This window comes from Geodermatophilus sp. SYSU D01106 (genome assembly GCF_054049995.1).
The window spans coordinates 1-16,909 of sequence record NZ_JBJGYM010000002.1; the positions used below are offsets into that span (position 1 = coordinate 1).

Genomic DNA, 16,909 nt, shown 5'->3' on the forward strand with positions numbered 1-16,909 from the left:
TGCTCGACGCCGAGCAGGCGATCGGCCGTGCCCGCCGCCTGGTGGCCACCGCCGAACGCGCCGACACCGCCGACGAGACCGCCTGGGCCGACAGCCCGGCCGGCCGCGTCACCGCCGCCGCCGACGCCCTGGACGCCCTGGCCGCGGCCACCGACGACGCCCGAATGGACCTGGCGGACCTCCTCGATCGCACCGCCGGCGGCGGCCTGGCCGACCGGCCCCGCATCGCCGTCACCCACGCCCTCACCGGCGCCCTGCTCACCCTCACCGACCTGCCCGGGCTCCGCCGCGCCGCCCGCGCCGGCACCGGACTCGCCGCACCCACGGGAACCGACGGCTACCGCCCGGGTGCCGCCCTCGACCGGCACGTCCGCGCCCGCGACCGCCGCTGCCGCTTCCCAGGCTGCCGCCGACCCGTCCCCAAGCGCGGCGAACTCGACCACGACACGCCCTGGCCGCTCGGCGCGACCGCCGCCGGCAACCTCACCGGCTTCTGCACCGGCCACCACCGCGGCAAGCACCAGGCCCCCGGCTGGACCCACACGCTGCAGCCCGACGGCACCCTCACCGTCACCACCCCCAGCGGCCTCACCGCGAGCACGGAGCCGCCCCCGTACTGACGGCGACGGGGAACCGTCAGCTCCGGCTGGTCCAGGCGCCCACCGACCGGCCGGTGGCGGCGAAGACGTCCGCGGCCTGCTCGGCGCGCAGCGCCACGAACAGGCCCTCCGCCTCCGCGAGCACCACCTCGGGGCTGTCCTCGGCCACCAGCCGGGCGTGCGCCGTCGTCCGCCGGCCGACGGTCTCGCCCATCTCCGCGGTGAGCAGCAGCGGCACCCCGAGGTGCACCGGCCGCCGGTAGCGGACGGTCAGCGCGGCCGTCAGCCCACCCCGCCCGGCCGCACGCAGGGCGCGGGCGAGCACGTGGTCGAGCAGCGTGGCCACCACCCCGCCGTGCACCAGGCCGGGCGGCCCCTCGTGCGGCTTGCGCACGGTGACCCGGCCGGTCGCCTGCCCGTCGGGGCTGTCGGTGGCCACCAGCGGCGGCGCCACCGGGCTGCCCGGCCCGTACACCGGGCTGTACCAGCGCTCCCCCGTCTCCGGGTCGTCGACGCGGGCGATGTCGTGCAGGCCGCGCCCCGCGGTGCGCAGCCGCGCGGCCAGCTCCCGCGCGGTGACCGCCGCAGCCTCGAGCTCGGCGTCGGGCACCTCGGTCCGTACGGCGGCGTCGACCAGCTCGCGCAGCGCGTCACCCAGCTCGCCGACCGCCGCCCGCCGGGCGTCGCGCCCCTCCGGCGTGAGCGGCTCAGCCACGCGGCATGCCGGCCGCACGCAGCAGCCCGCTGCCGACGATCACCCGCTGCACCTCGCTGGTGCCCTCGTAGAGCCGGTAGAGGCGGGCGTCGCGGTAGAAGCGCTCCACCGGCGTCGTGCGCAGGTAGCCCAGCCCGCCGTGCACCTGGACGGCGCGGTCGGTGGCCCGGCCGACCATCTCGCTGCACCACAGCTTCGCCGACGACGGCCCGATCGAGGTGTCCTCACCGGAGTCGTACCGCGCGGCCACCTCGCGCACCATCGCCCGGCCGGCCACCGTCTCCGCGTGCATGTCCGCGATCAGCGCCTGCACCAGCTGGAACCGCCCGATCGGGGCACCGCCCTGCTTCGCCGTCGCGGCGTAGGCCACCGACTCGTCGAGCACCCGCTGCGCCATACCCACGCACAGCGCCGCGATGTGCAGCCGCCCGCGGGAGAGCACGGTGAGCGCCTTCGAGTAGCCGCGCCCCTCCTCGCCGACCAGCGCGTCGGCCGGCACGTGCACGTCGTCGAAGAACACCTCGGAGGTCCACGCCCCCGACTGGCCCATCTTCACGTCCTTGGGCCCGAGCGTGACGCCGGGCGCCTTCGCGTCGACGACGAAGCTGGAGATCCCCCGGCCGCCCTTCTCCTCCGGGTCGGTCCGGGCGAAGACGACGAACAGGTCGGCCAGCGGCGCGTTGGTGATGTAGCGCTTGGCCCCGTTGACCACCCAGCCCTCGCCGTCGCGGCGGGCGGCGGTGCGCAGGCCGGCCGGGTCCGAGCCCGCCTCGGCCTCGGTGAGCGCGAACGAGCCGATCAGCTCACCGGCCGCCAGCCGGGGCAGGTAGGCCTTCTTCTGCTCCTCGCTGCCGAAGCGCGCGATCACCTGCCCGGCGATGCCGTTGTTGGTGCCGAACAGGGAGCGGAACGCCGGCGTCGTGTAGCCGAACTCGAACGCGAGCTCCACGTCCTCGCTCATCGAGACGCCGAGGCCGCCGTACTCCTCGGGCAGCGCGTAGCCGAACAGGCCCATGTCGGCGGCGGCGCCGCGCAGCTCCTCGGGGATGCGGTCGTGGAGGTCGATCTCCTCCTCGCGGGGGACCACCACCTCCCGCACGAGCTGGCGCACCGCGTCCCTGATCTGCGTGAAGTCCTCGGCGTCCACGCCCCCATGGTGCCGTCCGGAGGCCCTGCGGACGACCGGGGAGGACGTGGGAGATGTAACACGGACGCCGGATGTTCCCCGAGCCCGAGGCCAGGACGTTCAGCTACCGACCGAGCACTCCCCGTTGTGAGCTGCGGCTGCGCGCACTACGTTCGTCCCCGGTGCCCGAACCCAGCGGCGCCCGCAGTCCCCCGGAGTCCCCGTGCACCTCTCCGTCGCACTCGTTCCTGCTCCCGCCCAGGTGGTCGTCCGCCTCACCGGAGACGCCGGGCGGTCGACCCTCGACCGCCTGGTCGCCGCCCTGACCGACGCCGCCGGCCGCGGCACCGGCAGCGTCGTCGTCGACGTCGCCGGCGCCCGCTTCGGCGACGGCACCGGCCTGCAGGCGCTGGCCCGCTTCAGCGACACCCTCGCCGCGGCCGGCCGCCGCCTCCGGGTGGTGGGCGCGCCCGCGGCGGTCCGCCGCCAGGTCGCCGACGCCGGGCTCGGCGCGCGGCTCGAGCTCGACGGCCCGCTCAGCGGGCAGGACCCCGTGCCCCCGCGGCCGGACCGCCGGGTGCCGGCGCAGCGCCGGCACCCGGAGCCCAACCCCCTGCACGGGCGCGAGGCGCCCCTGCCCCCGACCGTCCCGTTCGTCCTCGACCGGCGGCGCTGAGCCCCCGGCCAGGACGTCTCAGGCCAGGGCGTCCAGGCGCGCCATGTCCTCGTCGGAGAGCGAGAGACCGGCGGCGCCCATGTTCTCCGTCAGGTGGTCGACCGACTTGGTGCCCGGGATGGGCAGCACCACCGGCGACTTCTGCAGCAGCCAGGCCAGCGCCACCTGCGCGGGGGTGGCGTCCAGCTCGCGGGCGATGTCGGCCACCGGGCTGTGCGGCGCGGCGAGGTCGCCGGTCGCGATCGGGAACCACGGGATGAACGCGATGCCGTTCTCCGTGGCGTAGTCGAGGACGTCCTGCGACTGCCGGTTCGTGAGGTTGTAGAGGTTCTGGACGCTGACGACGTCGACGATGTCGCGGGCGTCGCGCAGCTGGTCCACCGAGACCTCGGAGACGCCGATGTGGCGGACCTTGCCCTCCTCCTGCAGCTCCTTGAAGGCACCGAGCTGGTCGCCCAGCGGCACCTGGGTGTCGATGCGGTGCAGCTGGATGAGGTCGATGCGCTCCACCCGCAGGTGCCGCAGGGAGAGCTCCACCTGCTGCTTGAGGTAGGCCGGGCGCCCGACTGGCGTCCAGATGCCGGGGCCCTGACGGGTCAGGCCGGCCTTGGTCGCGATGACCAGGCCCTCCGGGTAGGGGTGCAGCGCCTCGGCGATGACCTGCTCGCTGACGAAGGGCCCGTAGGAGTCGGCGGTGTCGATGAGGTCGACGCCCTGCTCGACGGCGGCGCGCACGACGCGCAGCGCGCCGTCCCGGTCGGCCGGCTCGCCCCAGACGCCCGGGCCGGGCAGCTGCATGGCGCCGTAGCCGAGACGGTGGACGGTCAGGTCGCCGCCGAGGGCGAAGGTGTCGCTGAGCTGAGCAGTGGTCATGCCCGGTGCCAGCACACCAGCCCGCGCAGGTGTTCCCCGGGGCGTGTTCGATGGGCGGCGTGGGCGAGATCCTGGTGCTGCGGCACGGCGCGACCGAGTGGAGCAAGAGCGGCCAGCACACCGGCGTGACCGACCTGCCGCTGCTGCCCGAGGGCGAGGAGCGGGCCCGCTCGCTGGCCCCGGCGCTGGCGCGCCGCACGATCGTCGAGGTGTGGACCAGCCCGCGGCAGCGGGCCCGGCGCACCGCGGAGCTGGCCGGGCTGACCGCCACCGGCCTCGACGACGACCTCGTCGAGCTCGACTACGGCGGCTACGAGGGCCGCACCACCGCCGAGATCAGCGAGGAGCTCGGCCGCGAGTGGTCGGTCTGGCGCGACCCGGTCGTCGCTGGCGACACCCCGGGCGAGACCCTCGAGCAGGTCGGCGAGCGGGTGGACCGCGTGCTCGCCCGCGCCCGCGCGCGCCTCGACGACGGCGACGTCGCCCTGGTCGCGCACGGCCACGTGCTGCGCGTGCTCACCGCGCGCTGGCTGGGCCTCGAGCCCGCCGCCGGCGCCCTGTTCGCCCTCCCCGCCGGCGCCTACGGCGTCCTCGGCCACGAGCACGCGCGGCCGGTGCTCACGGGGTGGGGACTGGGCTGACCTCCCCGGCCGGCACCGGCGCGGCGGGCCGGCCGAACAGCCAGCCCTGACCCAGGTCGGCACCCAGCGCCGCGACCTCCTCGGCTGCCTGCTCGGTCTCCACGCCCTCGGCCACCACCACGGCGCCCAGCGCGTGGGCGTGCGCCGCGACCGTGCGCACGACGGCGCGGGCGCCGTCGTCGGGCAGCGCCGACACCAGCGCCCGGCCGAGCTTGACCACCTCGGGCCGGACGACGTCGAGCAGCGAGGCGCTCGACCAGCCGGCGGCGACCTCGTCGAGGGCCACCCGCCAGCCGCGCTCCCGGAAGGCCTCGAGGACGGCGAGCAGGTGGCCGCGGTCGGCGACGGCGGCCCGCTCCCCCACCTCGAGCACGAGCTGCCCGGGGGCGATCCCCGCGGCCTCGAGCGCCTCGACGGTGCTGGCGAGGTCGGCGCCGGGCTGGAGCACCGACGTCGGCTGGGTGTTGACGAACAGGTCGGCGCTCCCGAGCCACCCCACCGCGCCCGCGATCGCGCACTCGCGGCCCACCCGGTCCAGCCGCGGCAGCCAGCCCGCGGAGTCGGCGACGAAGAACAGGTCCCCGCCGTCGACGGCCCGGCCGTCGGAGTCGGCCCGGAGCAACGCCTCGTGGGCGACGACGGACCGGTCGGCGAGGTCGACGATCGGCTGGTAGGCCGACCACAGCTCCGCCTCGGCCAGCACGCCGACCTCCGCGGTGACCCCGCGCCGGGCGAGCTCCTGCGCCAGCGTGGGCGCGGTCAGCAGGCCCCGGACGAGCGCCGTGTACTCGTTCGCCGGGTCGGTGGCCACGCGCACGGACTCCGCCTCGGCCCCGGTCAGCTCCCGCGAGATCCGGTCGAAGAACAGCTCCACCCGCAGGCCGTCGCGCTCGTCGGAGAGGTCGAGCACGCCCGGGGCGGAGAACACCGACAGGCCGACCGCCCGCGCGACGGCGGCCACGGCGGGCAGCACGTGCTCGGCCGGGCTGGCCAGCAGCACCCGGGTGGCCGCCTCCGGGAGGTCCCAGGTCTCGCGCCGACGGGCCGGGGGCAGCACCGTGGACACCGGACTCGACACGCGCTGCAGGATGACCGACGGTGCGTCCCCCCGCGACCAGGCGCACCGGACGCACCAGATCCGGGACGCCCTCGCGCCGCCGGGCGACCCCGCGGGCCCCCCGAGGCCCTAGGGTCCCCCCATGGCCGCCGCACTGATCACCGAGCCGCCGGCACGCACCGGACGCGGAGGGCGCCCCCGCGACCCCAGCCGCGACGACGTCATCCGCGCCGCGATCCTGCGGCTGCTCGGCGACGTCGGCTACGGGGCGCTCACGATGGACGCCGTCGCCGCGGAGGCCGGCGTCGGCAAGGCCACGATCTACCGCCGCTGGCGCACCAAGCAGGAACTCGTCGTCGACACCGTCTCCGACCTCAACCGGTCCTGGACGGTCGACGCCGACACCGGCTCGCTCGAGGGGGACCTGCGCCAGCTGGTGCACCGGATGGTCGAGATGATGGCCAGCCCGGTCGGCGCGGCCACCCGCTCGCTGCTCGCGGCCATGCAGCACGAGCCGGCCCTCATCGAGGCCTACCGCGAGGGCCCGCTGGCGGTGTGGCGCCGCGCCTACGCCGACATGTGGGCCCGGGCCCAGGCCCGCGGCGAGGTCGGGCCGGAGATGCCGCAGTCGATCCCGGCCGAGGCGAGCACCGCCCTGCTGGTGCAGCGCTGGCTGGTCACCCGCGAGCCGGTCGACCACGAGTACGCCGACGCGGTCCTCGAGACCCTCGTCCTGCCGGCCATCCGCCGCTGCGCCTGAGGCTCACCAGCCGAGGGTGCCCGGCTCGCCCTTGAACGGGCCGACGACCTCGCCGGTGATCCAGCCGCCGTAGAAGTCGCCGGCCTGGGCGCGCACCTGCTCGCCGTCGACCGTGGCCCGCTCCACCCGGCTCGGGTAGAACGCCAGCGCGCCGCGCAGGTGCTCGTAGCCGGCGGTGGGCTGCTCGTAGGACCAGGCGACGGCGGGGTACCGGCGCCCGTCGACGACGGCGTCCCAGTAGGTGGCCGCGCCCTTCCACTCGCACCACGACGACCCCCGCGCGCGCTCCAGCACGCCGGGGGCGACGTCGTCGCGGGGCACGTAGTAGACCGGCGGGTGGCTGGTCTCGCAGACCCGCACCGCGCGGGTGGTGTCCGCGACGACCCGCCCGCCGAGCTCGACGACGACGCGCCGTGGCGTCACCTCGGCCGAGGGCGGGCGCGGGTAGTCCCAGACCGACTCCTGCCCGGGGCCGGCCGGGTCGCGTCGCGGGGTGCGCACCGGCTCAGCGGGTGCGGCGCACGACCGTCCGCTTCGTGCGCCTGCGCTGCCGCACCTTCTGGGCGACGACCAGCGACGTCAGCAGGCCGAGGCCGCCGATGGCCGCCTTGCCGGCCGGCGACTGCAGGAACCGCACGACGGCGGCCTGACCCTGGGCCTTCAGGCGCGTGGGGCTGCCGCGGAAGGCCAGCTGGTCCAGGGTGGCCGCCAGCGACTCGCGGGCGGCGTCGATCTCCAGCTGGATCTCTCGTGGGTCGCGAGGCACGGCGACAGCCTGCCAGACGCCGCGCCGACCGGCCCGTTCCGGCGATCACGGGCACCCGGCCGGGCGATCCTGCCTAGACTCGGCGGCCACGCGGGAGTGGTGTAACGGCAGCCACGCCAGACTTAGGATCTGGTGCCCTCGGGCGTGCGGGTTCGACTCCCGCCTCCCGCACCCGGCCGGCTCAGCCCGGCGAGACGGTCAACTCCACCTGGGGCGACGGCAGGTCCGGGTCGTCGGCGTCGACCACGGCGAGCAGGTGGACGGCGTCGCCGTCGGTGCCGCGCAGCGCCAGCCCCTCGACCTTGGCCACGCGGCCCCCGACCTCCGGCACCGGCGCGACGTCGAGGACCCGGCCGCCGTCGGCGAGCACCAGCGCGGTGGCCACCACCGGGCCGTCGTCGACCGCGTTGGGGGTGTCCTCCGCCGCGGCCGACAGCAGCTCGCGGCCGTCGGGCAGGGCGACGGCGTCGGTGACCGCCAGCCCCACGCCGGCCACCTCCCCGAGGTCGAGGACGTGCACCCGCCCGAGCGGCACCGCCTCCGCGCCGGCGCGGCCCAGCAGCACCGCCACCAGCGGCGCGAGCGGCACCTCCACGGCGGCGTTCGGCACCCCGGCGGCGAGGTTGCCGCGCTGGTACCAGCGCAGCACGTCGCCCGCCCGGCTCGCCCCCTCCAGGTTCAGCTGCCCCGCCGGCACGCCGAGGCGCGCGGCGACGGCGGCGTACAGCGGGGCGAGGTCGGCGGTGCGGACCGCCGGCCGCCCGCCGTCGAGGGTGACCAGCGCACCCCGCGTGCGCCGCGCGGCCGACCCGGAGCCGAGCAGCAGCACGCCGGGCTCCCCGCCGGCCTCCACCGGGCACGCGACCTCGAGGTCGGGCTTGAGCGCCTTCGTCCCGGCCGCCTCGGAGAAGCGGTCGTGGCCCTCGACCGGCGGGAACAGCCGCACCGGCCCGACACCGCCGGGGCGCTGCCAGGCGGCCCACGTCGCGTCGTCCTGCACGACCAGCCAGCCGTCGCCGAGCGGGGCGATCCCCGAGGCCGCGGTCACCGGGGTGCCGTCGTCGAAGCGCAGCTCGCGCACGGCCGTGACGTCGATCCGCACCGCTCCTGACTGCCCACCGGGCCCGGCGTGACACACCTGTCTTTCCGCAGGTCGGCACGCTGAGGTCGGGTCCGGGGCCGCTGCAGACGGCCGCGAGCCGTCGTACGGTCGGGAGGACCGCCCGGTCGTACAGCGAGGTCCGCCGGGCCGGTCCCTCTTCCCCGCACGCTCGTCCTCCGGACACGACCCGTCGGAGCCCATGACCTCCCCGCGCAGCGAGAACGCCCCCCGTCCCGGCCCCGCCGACGAGACGCCCGACGAGAAGGCCGACGAGAAGCCGGCCCGCCTCCAGCTCAGCCCCGTGCAGGTGGCCGCCGGTGCGCTCGCCGCGGTCTCCTCCGCGGTGGTGCTGTCCTTCTTCGGCGTCGCCGGCACCGTCATCGGCGCGGCGCTGGCGAGCATCGTGAGCACCGTCGGGTCGGCGCTCTACAGCGCCTCGCTCACCAGCACCAGCGAGAAGCTGCGCAGGGCCCGCGAGCACCGGCCGGCCCCCGCGCCGGGCACCGTCGGCGAGGCGGCGACCCGCGAGCTTCCGCCCGCCCTCGACCCGCGCCGGGCGCCCGCCCGGCGGCGGCCCCGGTGGGTGCGCGTGGGGGCGTACGCCGCGGCCGTCTTCGTCACCGCGATGGTGATCGTCACCGGCATCGAGCTGGTGGGCCAGCAGCCGGTGTCCGCGCTGGTCGGCGGCACGGAGACGTCCTCGTCCTCGACCACCATCGGCGAGCTGTCCAACGCCTCCTCCTCGCGGGACACCACCGACGACCCCGCGGAGACCGGCGACCCCGCGGAGGGCACGACGGAGGCCCCGGCGAGCACGACACCGGCCGACGGGACGCCCGCGGACGAGACGTCCACCGACGACGCCGACGAGACCGGCACGCCGACCGAGGAGCCCGAGGAGAGCACCCCGGCGACGGAGAGCGGCAGCGAGGGTTCCGGCGAGGGCTCCGAGGAGCCGGGGTCCGGCGACGACGCCGGGGAGACCGCGCCGGCGGAGCCCACCACCCAGTCGCCGCGGACCGGGGCCGGCACGACCGGCGGGCCCACCGGCTGACCCGCCGGGGCGCTCAGGAGCCGACGAGCGCCCGGTGCAGCACCGCCACCAGCTCGGAGCGGGTGACGATCCCGGCGAGCCGGCCCGCCCCGTCGACGACGGGCAGGTGCCGCAGCCCGCGGTCGGCCATGAGCGCGACGAGCTCGGAGACCGGGGTGTCCTCGCCGACGGTCGTGACCGGGCTGCTCATCACCTCCGACACCGGCGTCAGCGCCACGACGTCGAGGTTGAACAGGTCGTACACCGTCACGATGCCGACCACGTGGCCCTCCGCGTCCACCACCGGCAGCGCCTTCACCGCGTGCTGGTTCATCAGCATCCGGGCGCGGTAGAGGGTCTCCTGCTGCTGGACGGTGCGCACGTCGCGGGCCATCAGCGCGCCGACGCGCAGCTGCCCGAGCCGGCGGTCCAGCGCGTGCGCCTCGGCGTCGCGGACCAGCGCCAGCACGTCCCCGGGCAGGACGTCGAGGCCGCGGTCCAGCCGCTGCATGGCCGCGCGGACGTCCTCGGCCCGCAGCCCGACCCGCTCGGTGGGCGGCGCGTCCGTCCCCGGGGCCGGCGCCGGCGGCTCGGGCACGTGCGGGTAGGGCCGGCCGGTGAGATTGTTGACGACGGCGGCGACGGCGAGCAGCACGACCGTGTCGACGCCGACCGGCCACAGCGCGAACAGCCACCCGTGGTCGGCCACCGCGGACGTGCCGACGGCGGCGAACAGCGCGCAGGCGCCGCCCGGTGGGTGCACGCAGCGCAGCACCATCATCAGCGGGATGGCCACCCCGACGGCGACCGCGGCGGCCAGCGTGACGTCGTCGAGCAGCTTGCCGGCGGCGACCCCGACCAGCGTGGACAGCGTGTTGCCCACCAGCACCGGCCACGGCTGGGCCAGCGGGCTCGCGGGCGCGGCGAAGAGCAGGACGGCGGTGGCGCCCATCGGCGCGACGATCCACGGCAGCCCGGCCGGACCGCCCGGGACCACCGACGCGCTCAGCCCCGCCAGCCCGATGCCGAGCAGCGCGCCGAGCCCGCCGCGCAGCACCTCCGAGCGGCGGTAGCCCACCGGCCCCGGCCGCAGCCCGCCGATCCACGCCCGCCGGTCCGCGCGCACGCCGCTCCTCCCCCGCGGGTGCCCGTGCCCGCCGCGGGCGGCACCCTACGCGGCGGGGTGCCGGATCAGGCCGGGCCGAAACGCCACCGGGTCTGGCCAGCCGGGGAACGCGCGAAGCCGAACACCGTCACCGGCGCGACGCGGAACACCAGCGCGCCGCCGTAGGGGTCGACGAACGCGCCGTCGGCCACCTCGAAGCGCCACTCCGGGCCGTGGTCGGCCTCCCACGCGGCGGCCAGCCCGCGCAGCCGGTCGTCGTCGGCGACCCGCTCGGCCACCCCCTCGACGACGACGTCGAGGCCGCCGCCCGCCGGGCTGCTCACCGTGAGCACCACGGCCGGGTTCGCCTCCAGGTTGCGGGCCTTGCGCTCGTGCGCGCCGGTGCAGAAGTGCAGGGCGCCGTCGCGCCACACCGTCAGCAGCGGGGTGACGTGCGGGCGGCCGTCGGGCCGGACGGTGGAGATCCAGGAGATCTGCGCGCGGCGCAGCGCGTCCTCGGCCTCCTCCCAGGGGCGGGCGGTCGCGCCGGGCTCGCCGTAGCGGACGTCGACGTCGGTGCGCGGGACGATCGTGGTCACGGCTCCTCCTCGGGGGTCGGAGTGCAGACCCCCGCGGCGCCCGGGACTCATCGCACCCGCCGGCGCCCCCGCCGGCGCTCAGCCCGCGCGCAGCACCCGGGCGACCTCCGGCACCAGCGCGGCGAACGCCTGGCCGCGGTGGCTGCGGGCGTCCTTCTCCGCGGGCTCGAGCTCGGCGGAGGTGAGCTCGAGGCCGTCGGGCACGAAGACGGGGTCGTAGCCGAAGCCGTGGGTGCCGCGCGGCTCGCGCACCACCCGCCCGCGCCACTGCCGCTCCAGCACCGCCTCGGCGCCGTCCGGGGTGACCAGCGCGGCCGCGCAGACGAACGCGGCGCCGCGCCGCTCGTCGGGGACGTCGCCGAGCTGGCCGAGCAGCAGCGCGGTGTTCGCGGCGTCGTCGCCGTGCCGGCCCGACCAGCGCGCCGAGAGCACCCCGGGCATGCCGTTGAGGGCGTCGACGGCGATCCCCGAGTCGTCGGCGACGGCCGGCAGCCCGGTGTACCGGACGGCCTCGCGGGCCTTGAGCAGGGCGTTCTCCGCGAAGGTCGCGCCGGTCTCGGGCGCCTCCGGGTACTCGGGGACGTCGCGCAGGCCGACCACCTCGACGCCGGGGACGGCGTCGGCGAGCAGCCGCTGCAGCTCGGCGAGCTTGCCGGCGTTGCGGGTGGCGAGGAGCAGGCGGGTGGTCATCGCTGCAGGGCCTCCTGCTGGATCCGGGTGAGCTCGGCGCAGCCGGCGACGGCGAGGTCGAGCAGCCGGTCGAGGGTGGGCCGGTCGAACACCGCGCCCTCGGCGGTGCCCTGCACCTCGACGAAGCCGCCCTCGCCGGTGCAGACGACGTTCATGTCGGTGCCCGCACGGACGTCCTCCTCGTAGGCGAGGTCGAGCCGGGGCTCGCCGTCGACCACCCCGACGCTGACCGCCGACACCGACTGCATCAGCGGCGCCTTCTTGCCGGCGAGCTTCTTCCGGTCACCGAGCCAGGTGACGGCGTCGGCGAGCGCGACGTAGGCGCCGGTGATGGCCGCCGTCCGGGTGCCGCCGTCGGCCTGCAGGACGTCGCAGTCGAGGGCGATGCTGTTCTCACCCAGGGCGCCGAGGTCGACCGCGGCGCGCAGCGAGCGGCCGATGAGCCGGCTGATCTCGTGGGTGCGGCCGCCGATCTTGCCGCGCACCGACTCACGGTCGCCGCGGGTGTGCGTGGCGCGCGGGAGCATGGCGTACTCGGCGGTGACCCAGCCCAGGCCCGAGCCCTTGCGCCAGCGCGGGACGCCCTCGGTGACGCTGGCCGCGCACAGCACGCGGGTGCGGCCGAACTCGACGAGCACCGAGCCCTCGGCGTGGTCGAGCCAGTTGCGGGTGATCTTGACCGGGCGGAGCTGGTCGGCCGCGCGGCCGTCGGGGCGGGTCACGGGCCCCGACAGTAGTGCCGTCGAGGAGGGGGCCCGGAGGGTCCCGCGACGAGGTGGCCGCCCGGCCGCCCGCCGGGCGAGATGCCAGGATCGCCCGGTGCGATCGGAGCTGCGGACGGTCCGGACCGGCGGGGTGCCCACGGTGGTGGACCTGACCGGGGAGTGCGAGGAGTTCGTGCGCGGGGAGGGCGACGGGCTGCTGCAGGTCTTCGTGCCGCACGCGACGGCGGGGCTGGCGATCATCGAGACCGGGTCGGGCAGCGACGACGACCTGCTCGCCCAGCTCGACGAGCTGCTCCCCCGCGACGACCGCTGGCGGCACCGGCACGGCAGCGCCGGCCACGGCCGCGACCACGTGCTGCCGGCGTTCGTGCCGCCGCACGCCACGGTGCCGGTGCTCGACGGGCGGCTGCAGCTGGGCACCTGGCAGCGCATCTGCCTGGTCGACCCCAACCGCGACAACCCGCAGCGGCAGGTGCGGCTGTCGTTCCTGCGGGGCTGACGCGCCCCTCCCCCCGCGGCGTCGGCGGGGCACGGCAGGATGCCGGTCATGAGCGAGACCGCGCCCGCACCCGTCCGCCTGGCGCCCGGTGACCCGGCGCCGGACTTCACGCTGCCCGACGCCGACGGCACCCCGGTCTCCCTCGCCGACCGCCGCGGCCGGCGGGTGATCGTGTACTGCTACCCGGCGGCGCTGACCCCCGGCTGCACCACGCAGGCGGTCGACTTCACCGCGGCGGCCGGCGAGCTGGCCGAGGCCGGGCTCGACATCATCGGCATCTCGCCCGACCCGCCGGAGAAGCTGGCCCGCTTCCGGGAGCAGGAGGGCCTGGGCATCACCCTGGTCTCCGACCCGGACAAGTCGGTGCTCGCCGCCTACGGCGCGTTCGGCACGAAGAAGCTGTACGGCAAGGAGGTGCAGGGCGTGATCCGCTCCACCTTCGTCGTCGACGCCGAGGGCCGGATCGAGCGGGCCGCCTACAACGTCAAGGCCACCGGCCACGTCGCGAAGCTGCGCCGCGACCTCGGGCTGGGCTGAGCCGGTCGCCCCGGCTCAGTCGCGCACCCCGAGCACGCCGGTCACCAGCGCGTCGATGACGGTGGTGGCCGCCTTGAGGTCGGGGTCGCGGGAGACCATGACGTCGGAGTAGAGGAACGACTCCCCTAGCCGCACCACGGCGTAGGAGAGCAGCGGCAGCGCGATCTCCGGCGTCAGCCCCCGCTCCTCGACGTCGCGCTCGAACAGCGCGGTGTAGGCCTCGGCGAGCCGGGGCTGCACGCGGCCGCGGGGGTCGGTGAGCACCCGCAGCGCGGTGGTCGGCTCGTCGTCGATGAACCGGCGCAGCGACGGCGCGGTGCCCAGCACGTGGCGGAAGTCCTCGGCGATCGCCAGGCTGCGCAGCCGGCCCGGCGGCTCGGCGCCCTCGGGGCGGGCGTCGTGGGCCTCGGTGGCGCGGCGCAGGGTGCGCTCGGCGAGCCACCACATGGCCTCGCCGAGGATGGCGTCGCGGTTGCCGACCCGCCGGAAGAGCGTCACGCGGGAGATGCCGAGCTGCGCGGCGAGCGTCGTGGTGTCCAGGCGCTCGCCCGCCAGGAGGGTGCGCGCCGCCCGGTGGACGACCTCTTCCCTCGGCGCGATCACGGCCCGAGCCTAGGGGCCGGGCGAGCGGCGGGGACACGGTGCACGGGCGCCCCTCCCCCGGACGCGGGAGGGGCGGCCACCGTGCGAGGACGGTGGCCGCCCCCGGGGGCGGTGCGCGGCTCGGTCAGACCGGGCAGGTGTTCCGGTAGTCGGAGACGTCCCCGAACGCCGAGACCGACGGGCCGGGGCAGATGAACTGCGAGTACCGGGTGTCGGTGTCGACGAACCGCTTGAGCCAGGCGATCGTGTTGGCCGCGATCACCGTGTTCGGGCTGTTGGGCGCGAAGTGGCTGGCGCCGTTGAGCTCGAGGTAGGCCCGCTCGGGCGCGTTGGTCAGCGAGTTGTAGAACGGGATCGAGTGGCTGCTGACCGACGCGACGCTGTCGTTCTCGGCGCCGATGACCAGGGTGGGCGTGCGCACCTCGGGCCAGGTCTTGTCGGTGTTCCAGCCGGTCAGCGGAACGGCGGCCCGCAGCGTCGGCCGGTCCTTGGCCGCCTCGAGCGTGCCGCCACCGCCCATGGAGTGGCCGACGACGGCCAGCCGGTTGGCGTCGACCCGGGCGCGGACCGAGCTCGAGCGGGTCAGGTAGTCCAGCGCGGCCAGCAGCTGGTCACCGCGCGCGGAGGGCTGGTCGTAGCGGGAGTTGGTGTCGAAGACGATGACGACGAAGCCCTGCGAGGCCAGCCGCGGGCCGAGCCAGGCGACCGTCTCCCGGCCGGCGGTGTAGCCCGGCGAGATCGCGACGCCACCGAAGGTCCCCTGCGTGGTGGTCGTCGGGTAGTAGATCGTCGCCGCGCCGAAGCCCGGGGTGGAGAAGTCCGAGACGGTGGTCGACGTGCTGGCGAACGGCCCGGTGGCCGCGGAGATGCTCGCCTGCGTGGGCGCCGGCCCGCGCCACCAGGACTCGTCGGCGCTGGCCGGGGAGGCGCCGGCGACCACGGTCGCCAGGGCCGTGACGGTCGCCGCGACAGCGCCCGTCAGGAGACGTCGGATTCGCACGGAGGTCCTTTCGAGGAACCGCGGGCACGCAGCACCCACCGCGGGAGGGGACGGACCGCTTCGGCGCCGGGCCCACTCTCTGTGGTCTGCGTCACGCCTCTGCGTGACCGAAACGTAACGGGCGGGTCCGCCCGGCGGAAGGGGTCGCTGGAACATTTCTCCGGGATGTTCCACTCCGGGCGTGTCGCGCCCCCACCTGCGTCTTCGCTGGGCCGGCGGCGTCAGGCGGTCCAGGTCCCGGGCCGCGGCTGACCGTACCGACCGCCGTCCCAGCCCGGGTCCCACGGGAACGAGCCGGGCGGGGAGGACCACGTCAGCTGCAGGGCGGGCACGGAGTACTCGGGCGGGCGGCGGTACCAGCGGTTCGCGCCGAAGAGGACCTCCCCCGGGTTCGGGCACTCCTCCACCACCAGGCCACCCCGCACGGCGGGTTCGTCGAGCAGCTCGCCCGGCACCAGGGACCGGCCGAGGACGACCTCGCCGGCGACCGCGTCGAGCAGCGCGTGCGTGGTGGTGGCGCCGAGCCCGACGACGACCAGCTCCGGGTGGCCCAGCCCGAACAGGCCGATCGTGTAGCCGAAGGCCGGCTCGCCCGGCTGCTCGCCGGGACCCACGTACTGCACGGCGAAGCGGGAGCGGCGGATGACGGCGGCGAGGTGGGCGTCCTCCTGGTCGAGCCAGGCGGTGGTCTGCGGGTCGGACGTCATGCCGGAGAGCCTGCGGTCGGGCACCGACAGGACGGCCGGGCGTTCCCCCGGTCGTGGACGGCGGGCGCGCCTGTGGACGGCGGTGCCCAGAACGTCGGTGCCCGGATCGTCGGTGCTCAGTCCCCCGCCGCCCCCTCCCCCGCTTGCCGCTTCGCCCGGGCCCGCCGCTTGCCCTCGTGCATCGCCTGGACGCGGGCGACCGGGATGGTGTGGCCCTCCGCGAGCAGGTCCGCCGGCAGCTCCTGCGGGTCGGGCAGCAGCGCCGTCCACGGGTCGCCGTCGCCCAGCCGCCCGGACGCCGTCGTCACCGTGACGTCGCCGGGGCGGACGGCGGCCAGGTCCTCCCACGACACCGGCGCGGACACCGGCAGTCCGGGACGGATCCGCGGGCTGTAGGCGGCCACGATGGTCGAGGAGCCCGAGCGCGTGGAGTCCAGGAAGACGCGGCCGTGCCGGTCCTCCCTGATGTAGGCGGTCGTCGCCACGTCCGGGTCGAGGGCGGCGGCCCGGGCGGCCAGCGCGCGGGTCGCGGCCGCCGCGTCCTCCGGGCCGACGCCGCGCACCGGCACCACGACGTGCACGCCCTTGGACCCGCTGGTCTTCACCGCCCCGGCCAGGCCCGCCGCGTCGAGCGCCTCGCGCACCAGGCCGGCGGCGGCCACCACGACGTCGAAGTCCGCGCCCTCCGGCGGGTCGAGGTCGAGCACGATGCCGGTCGGCGCGGTCTCCGCACCCGCCTGGAAGAAGGGGACGTGGAACTCCACGGCACGCTGGTTGGCCAGCCACAGCAGCGTGCGGCGGTCGTCGCAGAGCACCTGGTGCACCTCGCGGTGCGCACCGTAGGACCAGACCGGCACGGTGCGCACCCAGTCCGGGGCCCCCTTGGCCACGTTGCGCTGCATGAACGGCTCCTGGCCCGGCCGCACCCGCTTGACCGACAGCGGCCGCCCGGCCAGCTGCGGCACGATCCGGTCGGCGAAGCGGTCCAGGTGGTCGACCAGGTCCCCCTTGGTCACCCCCAGCCCGTCACCGAGGGGCTGGTCGAGGCTGGTCAGCCGGACCCCGTCGCGCTCCTCGTCGGCCACCGGGCCACCGT

The 16,909-nt window shown here is 76.5% G+C and carries 22 protein-coding genes and 1 tRNA gene; 8 read left to right on the top strand and 15 right to left on the bottom strand.

Features of this window, described 5'->3' with window-relative positions:
• A partial coding sequence (locus ACI78R_RS02090) for an HNH endonuclease signature motif containing protein (protein WP_457039494.1) occupies window positions 1-620 on the top strand: 620 nt, incomplete at its 5' end.
• A gap of 16 nt (window positions 621-636) precedes the next feature.
• Here ACI78R_RS02090 and ACI78R_RS02095 read toward each other — a convergent pair.
• Together ACI78R_RS02095 and ACI78R_RS02100 are read right to left on the bottom strand one after the other, a co-directional pair.
• A complete protein-coding gene (locus ACI78R_RS02095) occupies window positions 637-1,314 on the bottom strand; it encodes a PaaI family thioesterase (protein WP_457039495.1) in 678 nt (225 codons plus the stop codon).
• Entirely contained in the window at window positions 1,307-2,461 is a 1,155-nt protein-coding gene (locus ACI78R_RS02100) for an acyl-CoA dehydrogenase family protein (RefSeq protein WP_336028888.1), read from the bottom strand. The genes ACI78R_RS02095 and ACI78R_RS02100 overlap by 8 nt, the downstream gene beginning before the upstream one ends.
• Window positions 2,462-2,663: 202 nt before the next feature.
• Between ACI78R_RS02100 and ACI78R_RS02105 the strand changes: the two genes are divergently transcribed.
• Entirely contained in the window at window positions 2,664-3,116 is a 453-nt protein-coding gene (locus ACI78R_RS02105; RefSeq protein ID WP_083628309.1) for an STAS domain-containing protein, read from the top strand.
• Between the two features lie 18 nt (window positions 3,117-3,134).
• On the opposite strand, the gene ACI78R_RS02110 is transcribed toward ACI78R_RS02105, so the two are convergent.
• On the bottom strand, window positions 3,135-3,989 hold the full coding sequence (locus ACI78R_RS02110; protein ID WP_073419038.1) for an aldo/keto reductase: 855 nt from the start codon (window positions 3,987-3,989) through the stop codon (window positions 3,135-3,137).
• Between the two features lie 59 nt (window positions 3,990-4,048).
• Between ACI78R_RS02110 and ACI78R_RS02115 the strand changes: the two genes are divergently transcribed.
• A complete protein-coding gene (locus ACI78R_RS02115; RefSeq protein ID WP_457039496.1) occupies window positions 4,049-4,630 on the top strand; it encodes a histidine phosphatase family protein in 582 nt (193 codons plus the stop codon).
• Here ACI78R_RS02115 and ACI78R_RS02120 read toward each other — a convergent pair.
• The gene (locus tag ACI78R_RS02120) at window positions 4,608-5,708 is read right to left on the bottom strand and encodes an EAL domain-containing protein (protein WP_457039497.1); all 1,101 of its coding nucleotides are present in this window, start codon (window positions 5,706-5,708) and stop codon (window positions 4,608-4,610) included. The genes ACI78R_RS02115 and ACI78R_RS02120 overlap by 23 nt on opposite strands.
• Before the next feature lie 121 nt (window positions 5,709-5,829).
• On the opposite strand from ACI78R_RS02120, the gene ACI78R_RS02125 reads away from it, so the two are divergent.
• Entirely contained in the window at window positions 5,830-6,447 is a 618-nt protein-coding gene (locus ACI78R_RS02125; protein WP_457039498.1) for a TetR/AcrR family transcriptional regulator, read from the top strand.
• 3 nt (window positions 6,448-6,450) lie between these two features.
• On the opposite strand, the gene ACI78R_RS02130 is transcribed toward ACI78R_RS02125, so the two are convergent.
• Together ACI78R_RS02130 and ACI78R_RS02135 are read right to left on the bottom strand one after the other, a co-directional pair.
• Window positions 6,451-6,948, bottom strand: a complete 498-nt coding sequence (locus ACI78R_RS02130) for a DUF427 domain-containing protein (protein WP_457039499.1) — start codon at window positions 6,946-6,948, stop codon at window positions 6,451-6,453.
• A 4-nt stretch (window positions 6,949-6,952) separates the two neighbouring features.
• On the bottom strand, window positions 6,953-7,213 hold the full coding sequence (locus ACI78R_RS02135) for a DUF3618 domain-containing protein (protein ID WP_073419035.1): 261 nt from the start codon (window positions 7,211-7,213) through the stop codon (window positions 6,953-6,955).
• A gap of 90 nt (window positions 7,214-7,303) precedes the next feature.
• Here ACI78R_RS02135 and ACI78R_RS02140 point away from each other — a divergent pair.
• Window positions 7,304-7,384, top strand: a tRNA-Leu gene (locus ACI78R_RS02140).
• 10 nt (window positions 7,385-7,394) lie between these two features.
• Here the strand turns inward: ACI78R_RS02140 and ACI78R_RS02145 are convergent.
• On the bottom strand, window positions 7,395-8,315 hold the full coding sequence (locus ACI78R_RS02145; RefSeq protein WP_457039500.1) for a DUF6910 family protein: 921 nt from the start codon (window positions 8,313-8,315) through the stop codon (window positions 7,395-7,397).
• A 199-nt stretch (window positions 8,316-8,514) separates the two neighbouring features.
• Here ACI78R_RS02145 and ACI78R_RS02150 point away from each other — a divergent pair, with 199 nt between their 5' ends.
• Window positions 8,515-9,369, top strand: coding sequence for a hypothetical protein (locus ACI78R_RS02150; RefSeq protein WP_457039501.1), 855 nt, complete (start codon window positions 8,515-8,517; stop codon window positions 9,367-9,369).
• A 13-nt stretch (window positions 9,370-9,382) separates the two neighbouring features.
• Here the strand turns inward: ACI78R_RS02150 and ACI78R_RS02155 are convergent, their stop codons facing one another.
• From ACI78R_RS02155 to rph, 4 genes are all read right to left on the bottom strand, one after another.
• Entirely contained in the window at window positions 9,383-10,474 is a 1,092-nt protein-coding gene (locus ACI78R_RS02155; RefSeq protein WP_457039502.1) for an HPP family protein, read from the bottom strand.
• A gap of 65 nt (window positions 10,475-10,539) precedes the next feature.
• Entirely contained in the window at window positions 10,540-11,052 is a 513-nt protein-coding gene (locus tag ACI78R_RS02160) for a pyridoxamine 5'-phosphate oxidase family protein (RefSeq protein WP_457039503.1), read from the bottom strand.
• Between the two features lie 78 nt (window positions 11,053-11,130).
• Window positions 11,131-11,742 (bottom strand): RdgB/HAM1 family non-canonical purine NTP pyrophosphatase, encoded by a 612-nt coding sequence (gene rdgB / locus ACI78R_RS02165; protein ID WP_073419031.1) that lies wholly within the window; start codon window positions 11,740-11,742, stop codon window positions 11,131-11,133.
• Complete coding sequence (rph, locus tag ACI78R_RS02170; RefSeq protein ID WP_457039504.1) at window positions 11,739-12,464, bottom strand: ribonuclease PH; 726 nt, start codon at window positions 12,462-12,464, stop codon at window positions 11,739-11,741. The genes rdgB and rph overlap by 4 nt, the downstream gene beginning before the upstream one ends.
• A 97-nt stretch (window positions 12,465-12,561) precedes the next feature.
• On the opposite strand from rph, the gene ACI78R_RS02175 reads away from it, so the two are divergent.
• A complete protein-coding gene (locus tag ACI78R_RS02175; RefSeq protein WP_073419029.1) occupies window positions 12,562-12,966 on the top strand; it encodes a YjbQ family protein in 405 nt (134 codons plus the stop codon).
• 48 nt (window positions 12,967-13,014) lie between these two features.
• Window positions 13,015-13,503: a thioredoxin-dependent thiol peroxidase gene (gene bcp / locus ACI78R_RS02180; protein WP_073419028.1), complete on the top strand. Its 489-nt coding sequence runs from the start codon at window positions 13,015-13,017 to the stop codon at window positions 13,501-13,503.
• Window positions 13,504-13,518: 15 nt separating this feature from the next.
• Here the strand turns inward: bcp and ACI78R_RS02185 are convergent, their stop codons facing one another.
• From ACI78R_RS02185 to ACI78R_RS02200, 4 genes are all read right to left on the bottom strand, one after another.
• On the bottom strand, window positions 13,519-14,106 hold the full coding sequence (locus ACI78R_RS02185) for a QsdR family transcriptional regulator (RefSeq protein WP_139252822.1): 588 nt from the start codon (window positions 14,104-14,106) through the stop codon (window positions 13,519-13,521).
• A gap of 124 nt (window positions 14,107-14,230) precedes the next feature.
• Window positions 14,231-15,046: an alpha/beta hydrolase family protein gene (locus ACI78R_RS02190; RefSeq protein WP_457039505.1), complete on the bottom strand. Its 816-nt coding sequence runs from the start codon at window positions 15,044-15,046 to the stop codon at window positions 14,231-14,233.
• Between the two features lie 281 nt (window positions 15,047-15,327).
• Entirely contained in the window at window positions 15,328-15,813 is a 486-nt protein-coding gene (locus ACI78R_RS02195; RefSeq protein WP_073419584.1) for a DUF4262 domain-containing protein, read from the bottom strand.
• Between the two features lie 116 nt (window positions 15,814-15,929).
• A complete protein-coding gene (locus ACI78R_RS02200) occupies window positions 15,930-16,898 on the bottom strand; it encodes a DNA polymerase domain-containing protein (protein WP_073419026.1) in 969 nt (322 codons plus the stop codon).
• Window positions 16,899-16,909 lie beyond the last annotated feature (11 nt).

Bases quoted from the DNA above. Each gene is read 5' to 3' on its own strand.
- bcp (WP_073419028.1), top strand. From the start codon at position 13,015: ATGAGCGAGACCGCGCCCGCACCCGTCCGCCTGGCGCCCGGTGACCCG.
- ACI78R_RS02195 (WP_073419584.1), bottom strand. From the start codon at position 15,813: ATGACGTCCGACCCGCAGACCACCGCCTGGCTCGACCAGGAGGACGCC.
- ACI78R_RS02125 (WP_457039498.1), top strand. From the start codon at position 5,830: ATGGCCGCCGCACTGATCACCGAGCCGCCGGCACGCACCGGACGCGGA.
- ACI78R_RS02150 (WP_457039501.1), top strand. From the start codon at position 8,515: ATGACCTCCCCGCGCAGCGAGAACGCCCCCCGTCCCGGCCCCGCCGAC.
- ACI78R_RS02110 (WP_073419038.1), bottom strand. From the start codon at position 3,989: ATGACCACTGCTCAGCTCAGCGACACCTTCGCCCTCGGCGGCGACCTG.
- rdgB (WP_073419031.1), bottom strand. From the start codon at position 11,742: ATGACCACCCGCCTGCTCCTCGCCACCCGCAACGCCGGCAAGCTCGCC.